Here is a 12,109-nt window from a genome sequence, read left to right on the forward strand (position 1 = left end):
TCGCCGCGTGCGGCCGTCGGCGGGCCAGCACGCAAGCGACGCACGGTCCCTCCGGCGCATATTTTCCACAAGGGAGTGGGGATGGAATGGATTGTGGCGTGCAAGGCCCTGATTCTGGGCATTGTCGAGGGGCTGACGGAATTTCTGCCGGTTTCGAGCACCGGGCACCTGATCGTGGCGGGCAGCGTGCTCGGTTTCGACGGCGAGTTCGAAAAAACCTTCGACGTAGTGATCCAGTTGGGCGCCATCCTTGCCGTGTGCTGGGAGTTCCGCCGCAAGATCGGCACCGTGGTCGCGGGGCTGCCTACGCGGCCCGAGGCGCGGCGCTTTGCGCTCAACATCGTCATTGCGACGATTCCTGCCGTGGTGCTGGGACTGCTGTTTGAGAAGGCGATCAAGTCGGTGTTGTTCTCGCCGGTTCCGGTTGCGTTCGCGCTTGTCGCAGGTGGCCTGATCATCTTGTGGGTGGAAGGGCGCCGGCGCGCTGGCCCGGGCACGGAGGCCGACAAGGCGCCGCCGCCCGCACGCGTAAATTCGCTCGACGACATCTCGCTGCTCGACGCCTTCAAGGTGGGCCTGGCGCAATGCTGCGCGCTGATTCCCGGCATGTCGCGCTCGGGCTCGACCATCATCGGCGCGATGCTGTTCGGTGTCGAGCGGCGCGTCGCCACCGAGTTTTCGTTTTTTCTCGCGATTCCGATCATCTTCGGCGCGACGGTCTATGAAATGCACAAAACGTGGCAGACGCTCTCGGTCGATTGGCTCGGGCTGTTCGGCGTGGGCTTCATCGCTGCGTTCGTCAGCGCGTTCGCTTGCGTGCGCTGGCTGCTGCGCTATATCGCCTCGCACGATTTCACGGCATTCGCGTGGTATCGCATCGCGTTCGGCCTCGTGATCCTGCTGTTCGGCTTTGGCGACTGGCTCGACTTTCAGTGATGGGCCACGAATCGACGTCGCAACTGAAGGCGTCGGAATGCAAAACGGGCGCCGCGGCGCCCGTTTGTCTTTGCTGGTGACGCGTGTTAGCCCGCGCGGCGCTTGAACACCAGATCCCACACGCCGTGCCCGAGCCGCAGACCGCGGCGCTCGAACTTGGTCACCGGACGATAGGCGGGGCGTGGCGCGTAGTCTGCGGCCGTGTTCTCGAGCGTGGGCTCGGCGCCGAGCACCTCGAGCATTTGTTCCGCGTAGTTCTGCCAATCGGTGGCGCAGTGCAGGTAGGCGCCCGGCTTCATGCGCGAGACGAGCAACTGGACGAACTTCGGCTGGATCAGCCGGCGCTTGTGGTGGCGAGCCTTGTGCCACGGGTCGGGAAAGAAGATGTGCACGCCGTCGAGGCTCGCGGGTGCGATCATCTGCTCGAGCACTTCGACTGCGTCGTGCTGAATGATGCGGATGTTCGTGAGGTTCTGCTCGCTGATCAGCTTGAGCAGCGCGCCCACGCCAGGCTCATGGACCTCGACGCCGAGAAAGTCGTCTTCGGGGCGCAGCGCGGCGATCTCCGCAGTGCTCGCGCCCATGCCGAAGCCGATTTCCAGCACGCGCGGTGCGCGTCGGCCGAACACGGCGTCCCAACTGGCGTCCTGATCGGCGGCTTCGGGTGCGTGGGGCGCATAAGGCAGCACGAAGCGCGGGCCGAGTTCGTCGAGCGCACGGCGCTGGCCGGTCGAGACGCGCCCGGCGCGCGTCACGAAGCTGCGGATGCGGCGGTGATGCAGGCCTTCATCGGCGCTTGCCTGCGCGGTTTCGGCCGAGGCATCGGGTGCTGCCGTTTCCTGCGCGGGGTTCGCGGCGGGGTTGTCCGCTGTAGCGGGCGGCGTGCAGTCAGTACGGGCTGCGTCGTTCGGATCGTGGTTCATCTTCGAGGATGGGAGGTGAGAGCAGCGAGCTTCGCGGCACTATCTGCTGGGCGAGCCGTGTCGCCGGATGGCGCCGTTTGGGGCTTCCATGTTGAGTCGGGAGAAAGCCCGCGCATGGATGCTGGCGCGTTGCCAGGCGCATTACCGCAGATCGAAGCCACTCGGAGCCGGAGCGGGCAAGCACGCTGCGAAGCCGCCGCGCATTATAGCAGTGCGGTTGTTCGGGACTTTCGGGGGGACTGGAGACAGCGAGGTGAATTCGTGGAGCGGGCGATGGGAATCGAACCCACGTCTCCAGCTTGGGAAGCTGGGGTAATGGCCATTATACGACGCCCGCAGAGCACGCTATTTTACGCGGAACTCACCAGGTTGCGCAATCGCGCCGCGCCCCTCGCGACGCGGCGCGGCATCAAATTCCAAACAGCGTGAGCGAGACCGCTGCACGCGTGACCACCATCAGTAGCACCTGAACCACCACGAACAGCAAAATGGGCGAGAGATCGAGCCCGCCGAAGTTCGGCAGAATGCGCCGAATGGGATTCAGGAACGGCGCCGTAAGCTGGAGCAGCACGGGCATCGCCGCCGAGTGCGGGTTCAGCCACGAGAGCAGCGCCATCAGGATCGTCAGCCAAAGGAGCAGGTTGAGCGCCCATTTCACGACCGTCAGTACCGCAACGATCAAAAGCGCGGGCAAGAACCCGAGCGGGTCGACGCCTGCGAGCCATACCATCAGCAGCACGTAAGCCACGGCGGCGATCACCGCCGCCACGACGCTAGCGAGGTCGATGCCGCGCAGGCCCGGAATCACACGGCGCAGCGGCAGTACGAGCCAGTTGGTCGCCTGCTGGATGGCATGCGTCACCGGGTTGTACGGCGGAACACGGACGAACTGCAGCCAGACGCGCAGCAGCAGGGCGGCGCCGAACAACGTGAAGATCGTGTTGAGCAGAAAGCGGGCGATATCGCCGAACATCGGTGTTGTTTCCTTCTTGTAGTGAGTAACGGTGCGTGGCGGCAGGTATCGGGCGTGTGGCCTGCCATGCGGATCAAACGGTGGATCAGACGGACACCTTGACCTCGCTGACCAGGATCGTGCCATTGCCGCCGTCGGTGTAGTTGGGAATGTCGTCGACGAGCGTCTTCTGATGCGGCTTGAACACGGTGTAAAAATCATCCAGCGTGTCGAACAGGAAATGCCCCGCCGCGACGTATGGCGGCGGCGTGCCCGGCGGCCCCGCGTTGATGCCGATGTCGATCGACCAGCCCTTGAGCTTGTCGCCGAAAAGCTGCGCCGCGAGCGGCATATGCCGCGTGGCGTAGTACTCGGTGTCGAATCGACCGTTTTCGCGGTAAGGATAAAGAATGCTGATTTTGATCATTGGGCGTTCCTGTCGATGAATCCCGATGCGCGCGCGCACTGCCGGCCTGCGCGCGCCGTTGCCACATTACCACGGCTTATGCCTTGCCAGTGATGGCGCGAAACGTCGGATGCGGAGGGGCCGCGTAGGGGATTTCGGATGAGTTTCCAGCGAATGGCTAAAGTGAGCCAAGGCGCTTGCGCAAGGTCCCACGCCGCGAACTGTTCGCTGTCGTACCGATGCAATGGGCGGGCTCCAATTAAAAAGCATTCAAGGAGCGGCGACGATGACGATGCCTGTATGCAAGTTCGCCTCCGCGCAGCACGGGGGGGCGTGACTAACAGGTCACGGGCGATCTGTCACGCATCTGCGGCTATCTCGCAACACTACGTTTGTCCGTTCGCAAACCTGCGCACAATGATTCCATGGCTCCGGTTTCGTTGTTGCTGTGTGCAATTGGGCTGTTACCTGTCGGTTGTCCGATTTGGGAGGTCACGATGAGCATCTTCGCTTACCGAAAGCATCTGCGGTTTCTCACGCCCCATCAGCGCCGCCGCTGGTGGGATCAGAAGAAGCGTCTCACGCCACGCGTGCGGATTAGCGGCGCCTATGTCCCGCCCAGCGTCACGCGCGAGTTCACCTATGTGAAGGTCGGATAGCGCCGCTCTCGTTCGTTCTCTGCTTCCCTGCAATTTGGCTTTGACGATGCCCGGTTCATGAACCGGGCATCGTCGTTTCAGGCCTGCCCGAATGGTCCACGTTGGTCAATTTGTAATGAAACATTACCTGCTCGTTTGGCAGTGGCCCCGATATTTTCGGTAAAAATGACTGGTCAGTCGGTGAGGGGCGTTTGCAGGGCGCGATACATCGCGGTTTGGGCCTTTCGTCGTCATATGTTTGTTGCATCGCCTTGATTCAACGTCTGGAAGCCCGTATTTGCGATTGCAATTTGCAACAAATGGCTACCTTTGACGGCTGTCGTTTTCGATAGAGTCCATGTGTGGGCTTTGCCCGTCATGTGGAGCGACGCCGTCGTCGGTCGCCAGGAGAAGAGAAGTGAAAAAGACCGTTTCGTTTATCGTTGCCGCTGCGCTGGGTGTGGGGTTCGTCAGCGCGGCCGAGGCGCACGTTTCGGTGGGTATCGGTATTGGCATTCCTGTTGCACCGGCGTATCCGGTCTACGCCGCGCCGGTCTATGCACCGCCGCCTGTCGTTTATGCACCGCCGCCGCCGGTGGTCTATGCCCCGCCGCCCGCGGTTATCGTGGGGGGGTATGGTGGCTACGGCTACTATGGCCGTCCGTACTATCACCATGGCTACTATCGCGGCTATCGTGGTTACCACGGTGGCTGGTACCGCCACTAAGCTCGACGGATGACGCCGGGTGGCATGACGCCACTCGCCTGAAGTTTTCCGTAACGGCGCAACGCCGGCTCATGCCGCGTTGCGCCGTTTGCATTTCAGGCGCCGCTTGTGAGGCGTGCGCGCCTTGTGCGATCAGACGCCCATGCAGAGGTACTTCAGTTCGACATATTCGTCGATGCCGTATTTCGAGCCTTCGCGCCCGAGCCCCGACTGTTTGACGCCGCCAAACGGCGCAACCTCGTTCGAAATGAGCCCGGTGTTGATGCCGACCATGCCGTACTCGAGCGCCTCGGCCACGCGCCACACGCGGCCGATGTCGCGGCTATAGAAATAGGAGGCGAGGCCGAACTCGGTGTCGTTCGCGAGACCGATGACTTCGGCTTCGTCGCGGAAGCGGAACACGGCGGCGACCGGCCCGAAGGTTTCCTCGCGCGCGATCAGCATCTCGCGCGTGACTTCGGCGAGCACGGTGGGCTCGACATAGCGGCCTTCCAGCACCTGGCCGCCGGTGACGAGCTTCGCGCCCTTCGACGTCGCGTCCCCGATGTGCTGCGTCACCTTGGCTACCGCTGCGTCGTCGATTAGCGGTCCCTGGTTGATGCCGGTCTCGAAGCCGTTGCCGACCTTGATCTTGCGCGTGGCAGCGGCGAGCTTTTCCACGAACGCGTCGTAGACTTTGTCGTGCACGTAGAAGCGATTGGTGCACACGCAAGTTTGGCCCGCGTTGCGGTATTTCGAGATCACGGCGCCTTCCACGGCGGCATCGATATCGGCGTCGTCGAACACGATGAAGGGCGCGTGGCCGCCCAACTCCAGTGCGATTTTCTTGACCGTCGGCGCGCATTGCTGCATGAGGATGCGGCCCACCGGCGTCGATCCCGTGAACGAGAGATGGCGCACGATATCGCTCTCGCAGAGCGCCTTGCCCACCTCGATCGAATTGGCCGAGTCGGCGGTGATGACGTTGAACACGCCCTTGGGCACGCCCGCGCGCTGTGCGAGTTCGGCGAGCGCGAGAGCGCACAGCGGCGTCTGCTCGGCGGGCTTCACGACGATCGTGCAACCCGCTGCGATGGCGGGCGCGACCTTGCGGGTGATCATCGCAATCGGGAAATTCCAGGGCGTGATTGATGCGCACACACCAATCGGCTGCTTGAGCACGACTAGCTTGCGGTCGCTCGCGGGGCTTGCGAGCACGTCGCCATTCACGCGCTTCGCTTCTTCGGCGAACCATTCGAGGAACGATGCGCCGTAGACCACTTCGCCGCGCGCCTCCGCGAGCGGTTTGCCTTGTTCGGCGGTCATGATTGCCGCGAGGTCGTCGGCGTGCTCAATTACGAGGTCGTACCAGCGGCGCAGTATGACGGCGCGCTCCTTGCCGGTCTTTGCGCGCCAGGCGGGCAGTGCCGCATGCGCGGCGGCAATGGCGCGGTGCGCCTCGGCCGCGCCGAAGTCGGGCACGCGGGCGATCTCCGTGTTGTCGGCGGGGTCGAGCACGGCGAAGGTTGAGGCGCCTCCGCTCCACTCACCGTCGATCCAGGCGCGTGTCTTGAAGAGTGCGGGATCCTGCAGCTGCGTCAGGCGTTCCGATGTGGACAAGCTCATCTTCGTGTCTCCTCGATGCGGGTGCGGCGTGGCCTGAAGCAGGCCGTGTCGCGGTGAGCGAGCGCGGCGTCGCGAAGGCGTCGCGGGTATGCAACGAATATGCAGCGAATATGCAGCGCCCGGGCTACGGCTCGACGTTCAGGCTGCAGGCCAGCGCCCACAAGCCTCAAGCGCGCCCGAGCCCGAGTTCTTCGTAAAGGCGGTCGACACGCACCTTCACGTCCTGAGTCATCTCGATGGCGCGGCCCCATTCGCGGTCCGTTTCGCCGGGCCACTTGTTGGTGGCGTCGAGGCCCATCTTCGATCCGAGGCCCGCAACCGGGGAAGCAAAATCGAGATAGTCGATCGGCGTATTTTCGACGAGCACGGTGTCGCGAGCGGGATCGATGCGCGTGGTGATTGCCCAGATCACCTCCTTCCAGTCGCGAATATTCACATCATCGTCGACTACGACGATGAACTTCGTATACATGAACTGTCGCAGGAAACTCCACACGCCGAACATGACGCGTTTTGCGTGCCCGGGGTAACTCTTCTTCATCTGCACGATGGCCATGCGGTAGCTGCAGCCCTCGGGCGGCAGATAGAAGTCGGTGATTTCCGGGAATTGCTTCTGCAAGAGCGGCACGAACACTTCGTTCAGTGCGACGCCGAGCACCGCCGGCTCGTCGGGCGGCTTGCCTGTATACGTAGAGTGATAGATGGCGTCGCGCCGCATGGTGATGCGCTCGACCGTGAAGACGGGGAACCACTCCTGCTCGTTGTAGTAACCGGTGTGGTCGCCGTAGGGACCCTCTAGCGCGTGCTCGTATGCGGCGCTCGCGCCCTTCGTGGGCCGCGGCGGTGCGCCCGCTGGAGCCGGTGGCTGGGCACCGCCGTTCGCGCCGCCATGCGCGTGATCATTGGGGTAGATGAACCCTTCGAGCACGATTTCCGCGCGTGCGGGCACCTGGAGGGTGTCGACGCCGGGCGTGATGCACTTCGCGAGCTCGGTGCGCCCGCCGCGCAAGAGACCCGCGAACTGGTATTCGGAGAGCGTGTCGGGCACCGGCGTGACGGCGCCGAGGATGGTGGCCGGGTCGGCACCGAGCACAACTGCAACCGGATAAGGTTTGCCAGGGTTCTGCAGCGCGAATTCGCGGAAATCGAGCGCGCCGCCGCGATGCGCGAGCCAGCGCATGATGAGTTTGTTGCGCCCGATGAGCTGCTGGCGGTAGATGCCCAGGTTCTGGCGCGTCTTGTTGGGCCCTCGCGTGACCGTGAGGCCCCAGGTGATGAGCGGGCCGGCGTCGCCGGGCCAGCAGGTCTGAATGGGCAGCTTCGCGAGATCGACGTCGTTGCCTTCCCAGACGATCTCCTGGCAGGGCGGGGCGCTCACGGTCTTGGGCGCCATGTCCCAGACCGCCTTGGCCAGTGTGAGCAGCTTGCCCGCGTCCTTCAGGCCGCGCGGAGGCTCGGGTTCCTTCAGCGCGGAGAGCAGGCGCCCCACGTCGCGCAGCGACTCGAGCGCCGCGCCATCGCCGGCGCTCTCGGGTGCATCGATGCCCATGCCGAGCGCGACGCGCCGCGGCGTACCAAAGAGATTGCCCAGCACGGGGAACGCATGGGTCGCGCGGCTCTCGAATAACAGGGCGGGACCGGCGGCGCGCAGTACGCGGTCGCAGAGCTCGGTCATTTCCAGCACCGGAGAGACGGCTTGTGGGACGCGGCGCAACTCGCCGAGCGTCTCCAGGCGACCGACGAAGTCGCGCAAGTCTTTGTATTTCATCAGGATAGGAGCAGAGCCGCAGCGCGCGGCGAGGGCAGAGGCGAAACGATTGTCGATTTTACCTGTGTTACTTGACGCACGCTGTCAGCCATATTGGGTAACCGGCCGGAGACGCTCACAGAACGGGGGCTTGCCCGGATTGAACACTGTTCATTATTACAATTAGTTATAGATTTGACATTCTATAGTGTTGACCATCTATTAAAGCCTGCTAGAATCCGTCCACACTGGTTGCAGGGCTTGCAATTTCTAACCACCATACCGGTCCTTCAGACGCAACGCGTCGCCGTTTAGCCGACTCCCTGCACGGCTTTCCACGGTCTAGATTGGTTGTCTTCGCCGGCGCCTCTTTGCGCCGGCTGTTTGCGTGAGAACTCCCCATGCGCGCCCAAGGCGCGCCCAGTAGTCAGGAAGGGGTTCCACTTACGGCGTTCCTGCCGTTTTCCCGACACCGTTGCCGCACCAGCCAGGGCGCACGGTGTCTTGATCCTGCGATTGGCATTTGGCCTCCCGTCAGCTTCGGTCGCCGGATCATGCAACATGGGAGATCCGTTAGATGAATACCTGGTTATCGTGGTGGCGCGCCGACGAGCGTTTCGCTTCGGGGCTGCGTGCGCTACTGCGACGTGGCACGCGTTTGAGCCACCATTTGTTCAGCATTGTGGGCGGCTGCGCCGTCCTGGTTGCGCTCGCTATCTGGTTGCTGCCTTCGTGGCGCGGCACGGTGGCCGCGCGCATGATGCCCTTTGTTTCTGCTGCCGTGCAGGCGGGTCCCGCGCGTCTGTTGCAGGGCAATCCGCTGCCTGCGGTCATGCCTCCGCCCAGCCTGATGGCGAACGAAGACAGCAAGGCCGGCGTTGCGGCGTTTCTGCCTGATGCCGGTGCACCTGCTGCAAACGTAACGCCTGCCGGTTCCAGCGGCGTGGTGGATCGCGTCGCGACCAGCGTCTCCAAAGGCGGCATGGCCACGCTCGACGCGGTCACGCTCAATGGTCTCGATCCACGTTCGCTGCCGAGCGTCGGCACGATGGCCCGCATGATCCCGTCGCAGCGCATCACGCCCGATGCCCGCGACGACCGCGTGCTGGTTTCGGTGCGCGAACAGGCGATGGTTGCGACCTATATCGCGCGCCGCTATCGCGTGGCGCAGGAGCCGGTCGGCGAACTCGTGAAGGCTGCGTTCGACACCGGCCGTGAAGTGGGGCTCGATCCGTTGCTGCTGCTCGCGGTCATGGCAATCGAGTCGGGCTTCAACCCGTACGCCGAGAGCGGCGTGGGCGCGCAAGGTCTCATGCAGGTCATGTCGAAGGTCCACTCGGACAAGTTCCGGTACTTCGGCGGCCAGAGCGCGGCGCTCGATCCGCTCGCGAACATCAAGGTCGGCGCGCTGGTCCTGAAGGATTGCATCGCGCGCGGCGGCTCGCTGCCGGGCGGTCTGCGCCTGTACGTGGGCTCGACTTCGCCTGACGACGGCGGCTACGGCGCCAAGGTCATGGCCGAGCGCGGGCGTCTGCGCGACGTGGCTCGCGGCCGCAACGTGCCGATCAACGCGCCTCAGGCGCCTGTGACGACCACGGCCAGCACGTCGGTGCAGAAAGTGGCGAGCACCAGCGGCGAGAAGCGTGTGCACGTGACGCTCGACAACGCGCATGCCTTGGTGGAGAAGCCTTCGGCCGAGAAGACGGCACCCGATCAGGACGACGCCAACAACGGCGCGAACACGGCGGTCCAGAAGCACAGCCCATCCGAATTCGGCGCGTAAGACATTGCGGTTCAGACTCCGGCCAGTACGACCAGCCGGAGAATACGAAAAAGGCACCCGAGGGTGCCTTTTTTCATGTGTGCCAGCCTGGCGGCAGCAACGGGACCGCTGGGATCAGCGATTGAACAAGGTTCGCAGCCGTCCGACCGCTTCTTCGAGCCGTTCGTAAGCCGTGGCATACGAAAGCCGCACGTATTTGCGCGGCGCGGCCACGCCGAAGTCCATGCCCGGAACCATCACCGTGCCTGCATCGTGCAGCATGGCGCGCGTGAGCGCGTCGCTGTCGCCGGCCGTCGGGTGATTGACGTTCGTGCAGTCCGCGTAGACGTAGAACGCGCCGTCGGGCATCACCGGCACCGTGAAGCCGAGCGACTCGAGCGCGGGCGCGATAAAGTCGCGGCGGCGCTTGAACTCCAGCCGGCGTGCTTCGTAGATGCCCAACGTCTGCGGCTCGAAACACGCGAGCGCGGCATGTTGCGCGAGCGTCGACGCGCAGATGAACAGGTTCTGCGCGAGCTTTTCGAAAGCGCCGACCAGCGCCGGCGGCACCACGAGCCAGCCCAGCCGCCAACCGGTCATGTTGAAGTACTTCGAGAAGCTGTTGACGGTCACCACGTCGTCGCCGAAGGAGAGGGCGGAGACCGGATGCGCGTCGTAGCTCAAGCCTTGATAGATCTCGTCGACGATCGTGAAGCCGCCGCGTGCGCGCACGGCCTTCACGATGCGCCCAAGCTCGTCGGGCTCGATCGACGTGCCGGTGGGGTTCGACGGCGAGGCGAGCAGCACGCCGCGCGTGCGTTCCGTCCACAGGCGTTCGACGTCGCTGGCGGTAAGCTGGAAGCGCGCCTCGGGGCCGCTCGGCACTAGCACCGGCTTGCCTTCCGCAGCGGCCACGAAGTGCCGGTTGCACGGATAGCAGGGGTCGGGCATGAGCACTTCGTCGTCGCGGTCGACCAGCGCCGTGCAGGCGAGCAGCAGTGCGGCCGAGGCGCCGGCCGTCACGACGATGCGCGCCGGATCGACCTTCAGGCCGTAGGCGTGCTCGTAATGCGCGGCGATTGCCTCGCGCAGCGTGTGGAGGCCGAGCGCGCTCGTGTATTGCGTGACGCCACGGCGCAGCGCCGCGGCGGCGGCCTCGACGACGGGTTCGGGCGCCGTGAAGTCCGGCTCGCCGATGCCCATGTGGATGATGTCGCGTCCGGCGCGTTCGAGCTTCGCGGCCTCTTTCGCCAGTTCCATGACGTAGAAGGGCTGGATCTCGTCGACGCGCGCGGCAAGCCGCAGCAGCGGTTCGGCAACGGTGTTCATGCGGGTGTTTCCTTGCGGGCGATGCGGCGCGCGAGAAGCCGGGGGCTCAATGCCCCGGCCCCGCGCGCTTCATGCCGTTACAACCAATACCGCCGTTACGACCGGCGGGCGGCTTGGGCTTCGGTGGCGCGTAGTTGCGCCGCGAGCTTGTCGAGCACGCCGTTCACGTACTTGTAGCCGTCCGAGCCGCCGAAAGTTTTCGTGAGCTCGACCGCCTCGTTGATGACGACGCGATACGGAATGTCGACGTGATGCTTGAACTCGTAGGTCGCCACGAGCAGCACCGCGCGTTCGACGGGCGAGAGCTGCTCGATCGGGCGGTCCAGGCACGGCACGATGGCGGCGGAGAGTTCCTCCGATTCGCGGATCACGCCGTGCAGGAGCGCGTCCAGATGCTCGTGGTCGGCCTTGTCGTAGCCCTGCGAACCGCGCAGTTGCGCGTCGATCTCGCCGGCGGGCACACCCGACAGCAGCCACTGATACAAGCCCTGCGTGGCCAGTTCGCGGGAGCGGCGGCGCGCACTCTTCATTGCTGTTCCTCTTCGTCTTCCTCGTCTTCGTCGTCGTCGCCACCGTCGAGCTGTTCCAGCGCGACCGTGAGGTTCGCCATTTCGACAGCGACGCGCGCGGCGTCACGACCCTTCTCGGTCATGCGTGCGATGGCCTGCTCGTCGTTCTCGGTCGTGAGGACGGCGTTCGCGACCGGCACGCCGAAGTCGAGCGCGATGCGCGAGATGCCCGCGCCGCTTTCGTTCGAAACGAGTTCGAAGTGGTACGTCTCGCCGCGCACGACCGCGCCGAGCGCGATCAGGGCGTCGAACTGGCCGCTTTCGGCGAGCTTTTGCAGTGCGAGCGGAATTTCCAGCGCGCCCGGCACGGTGACGAGCAGCACGTCTTCGCCCGTGACGCCGAGGCGTTCGAGTTCTTCGATGCAGGCGTCGACGAGGCCGTTGCAGACGGGTTCGTTAAAGCGCGATTGGACGATGCCGATGCGCAGTCCGTCGCCGTCGAGATTCGGTTGGTATTGTCCGATTTCCATGTGGTATCCGTAGGTTCGGTTGAGCGTGGTGACGCGTGAAGTGGG

Annotated in this window: 12 protein-coding genes and 1 tRNA gene; 4 read left to right on the forward strand and 9 right to left on the reverse strand. The window is 64.3% G+C overall.

Annotated elements, in window-relative coordinates:
* The first annotated feature begins 81 nt into the window (after positions 1-81).
* Positions 82-936 carry an undecaprenyl-diphosphate phosphatase gene (locus tag HV773_RS11385; protein WP_129562633.1) on the forward strand — a complete coding sequence of 285 codons (855 nt, stop codon included), beginning with the start codon at positions 82-84 and terminating at the stop codon, positions 934-936.
* A gap of 86 nt (positions 937-1,022) precedes the next feature.
* On the opposite strand, the gene trmB is transcribed toward HV773_RS11385, so the two are convergent.
* The 4 genes from trmB to HV773_RS11405 all read right to left on the reverse strand — a co-directional run bounded on the left by trmB (position 1,023) and on the right by HV773_RS11405 (position 3,238).
* Positions 1,023-1,859, reverse strand: coding sequence for a tRNA (guanosine(46)-N7)-methyltransferase TrmB (gene trmB, locus HV773_RS11390; protein WP_129562632.1), 837 nt, complete (start codon positions 1,857-1,859; stop codon positions 1,023-1,025).
* A gap of 262 nt (positions 1,860-2,121) precedes the next feature.
* Positions 2,122-2,196, reverse strand: a tRNA-Gly gene (locus tag HV773_RS11395).
* A gap of 72 nt (positions 2,197-2,268) precedes the next feature.
* On the reverse strand, positions 2,269-2,832 hold the full coding sequence (locus HV773_RS11400) for a YggT family protein (RefSeq protein ID WP_129562631.1): 564 nt from the start codon (positions 2,830-2,832) through the stop codon (positions 2,269-2,271).
* Between the two features lie 85 nt (positions 2,833-2,917).
* The gene (locus HV773_RS11405; protein WP_129562630.1) at positions 2,918-3,238 is read right to left on the reverse strand and encodes an EthD family reductase; all 321 of its coding nucleotides are present in this window, start codon (positions 3,236-3,238) and stop codon (positions 2,918-2,920) included.
* Positions 3,239-3,714: 476 nt separating this feature from the next.
* On the opposite strand from HV773_RS11405, the gene HV773_RS11410 reads away from it, so the two are divergent.
* Together HV773_RS11410 and HV773_RS11415 are read left to right on the forward strand one after the other, a co-directional pair.
* On the forward strand, positions 3,715-3,876 hold the full coding sequence (locus HV773_RS11410; RefSeq protein WP_174220060.1) for a hypothetical protein: 162 nt from the start codon (positions 3,715-3,717) through the stop codon (positions 3,874-3,876).
* A 397-nt stretch (positions 3,877-4,273) separates the two neighbouring features.
* Positions 4,274-4,582: a hypothetical protein gene (locus HV773_RS11415; protein WP_129562629.1), complete on the forward strand. Its 309-nt coding sequence runs from the start codon at positions 4,274-4,276 to the stop codon at positions 4,580-4,582.
* A 132-nt stretch (positions 4,583-4,714) separates the two neighbouring features.
* Here HV773_RS11415 and HV773_RS11420 read toward each other — a convergent pair whose 3' ends face one another.
* The gene (locus tag HV773_RS11420) at positions 4,715-6,187 is read right to left on the reverse strand and encodes an NAD-dependent succinate-semialdehyde dehydrogenase (RefSeq protein WP_129562628.1); all 1,473 of its coding nucleotides are present in this window, start codon (positions 6,185-6,187) and stop codon (positions 4,715-4,717) included.
* 166 nt (positions 6,188-6,353) lie between these two features.
* A complete protein-coding gene (locus HV773_RS11425; RefSeq protein WP_129562627.1) occupies positions 6,354-7,955 on the reverse strand; it encodes a UbiD family decarboxylase in 1,602 nt (533 codons plus the stop codon).
* Positions 7,956-8,511: 556 nt separating this feature from the next.
* On the opposite strand from HV773_RS11425, the gene HV773_RS11430 reads away from it, so the two are divergent.
* Positions 8,512-9,717, forward strand: a complete 1,206-nt coding sequence (locus HV773_RS11430) for a transglycosylase SLT domain-containing protein (protein ID WP_129562626.1) — start codon at positions 8,512-8,514, stop codon at positions 9,715-9,717.
* Positions 9,718-9,831: 114 nt separating this feature from the next.
* Here HV773_RS11430 and HV773_RS11435 read toward each other — a convergent pair whose 3' ends face one another.
* The 3 genes from HV773_RS11435 to ribH all read right to left on the reverse strand — a co-directional run bounded on the left by HV773_RS11435 (position 9,832) and on the right by ribH (position 12,064).
* The gene (locus HV773_RS11435; RefSeq protein ID WP_129562625.1) at positions 9,832-11,025 is read right to left on the reverse strand and encodes a pyridoxal phosphate-dependent aminotransferase; all 1,194 of its coding nucleotides are present in this window, start codon (positions 11,023-11,025) and stop codon (positions 9,832-9,834) included.
* 95 nt (positions 11,026-11,120) lie between these two features.
* On the reverse strand, positions 11,121-11,555 hold the full coding sequence (nusB, locus tag HV773_RS11440) for a transcription antitermination factor NusB (RefSeq protein WP_035522241.1): 435 nt from the start codon (positions 11,553-11,555) through the stop codon (positions 11,121-11,123).
* Positions 11,552-12,064, reverse strand: coding sequence for a 6,7-dimethyl-8-ribityllumazine synthase (gene ribH, locus HV773_RS11445; RefSeq protein WP_129562624.1), 513 nt, complete (start codon positions 12,062-12,064; stop codon positions 11,552-11,554). Before ribH ends, nusB begins: the two co-directional genes overlap by 4 nt.
* Positions 12,065-12,109 lie beyond the last annotated feature (45 nt).

This window comes from Paraburkholderia caffeinitolerans, assembly GCF_902859945.1.
Classification (GTDB): Bacteria; Pseudomonadota; Gammaproteobacteria; order Burkholderiales; family Burkholderiaceae; genus Paraburkholderia; species Paraburkholderia caffeinitolerans.

Bases quoted from the DNA above. Each gene is read 5' to 3' on its own strand.
- HV773_RS11420 (WP_129562628.1), bottom strand. From the start codon at position 6,187: ATGAGCTTGTCCACATCGGAACGCCTGACGCAGCTGCAGGATCCCGCA.
- HV773_RS11430 (WP_129562626.1), top strand. From the start codon at position 8,512: ATGAATACCTGGTTATCGTGGTGGCGCGCCGACGAGCGTTTCGCTTCG.
- HV773_RS11425 (WP_129562627.1), bottom strand. From the start codon at position 7,955: ATGAAATACAAAGACTTGCGCGACTTCGTCGGTCGCCTGGAGACGCTC.
- HV773_RS11400 (WP_129562631.1), bottom strand. From the start codon at position 2,832: ATGTTCGGCGATATCGCCCGCTTTCTGCTCAACACGATCTTCACGTTG.
- HV773_RS11385 (WP_129562633.1), top strand. From the start codon at position 82: ATGGAATGGATTGTGGCGTGCAAGGCCCTGATTCTGGGCATTGTCGAG.
- trmB (WP_129562632.1), bottom strand. From the start codon at position 1,859: ATGAACCACGATCCGAACGACGCAGCCCGTACTGACTGCACGCCGCCC.
- nusB (WP_035522241.1), bottom strand. From the start codon at position 11,555: ATGAAGAGTGCGCGCCGCCGCTCCCGCGAACTGGCCACGCAGGGCTTG.
- HV773_RS11410 (WP_174220060.1), top strand. From the start codon at position 3,715: ATGAGCATCTTCGCTTACCGAAAGCATCTGCGGTTTCTCACGCCCCAT.
- HV773_RS11435 (WP_129562625.1), bottom strand. From the start codon at position 11,025: ATGAACACCGTTGCCGAACCGCTGCTGCGGCTTGCCGCGCGCGTCGAC.
- HV773_RS11405 (WP_129562630.1), bottom strand. From the start codon at position 3,238: ATGATCAAAATCAGCATTCTTTATCCTTACCGCGAAAACGGTCGATTC.
- ribH (WP_129562624.1), bottom strand. From the start codon at position 12,064: ATGGAAATCGGACAATACCAACCGAATCTCGACGGCGACGGACTGCGC.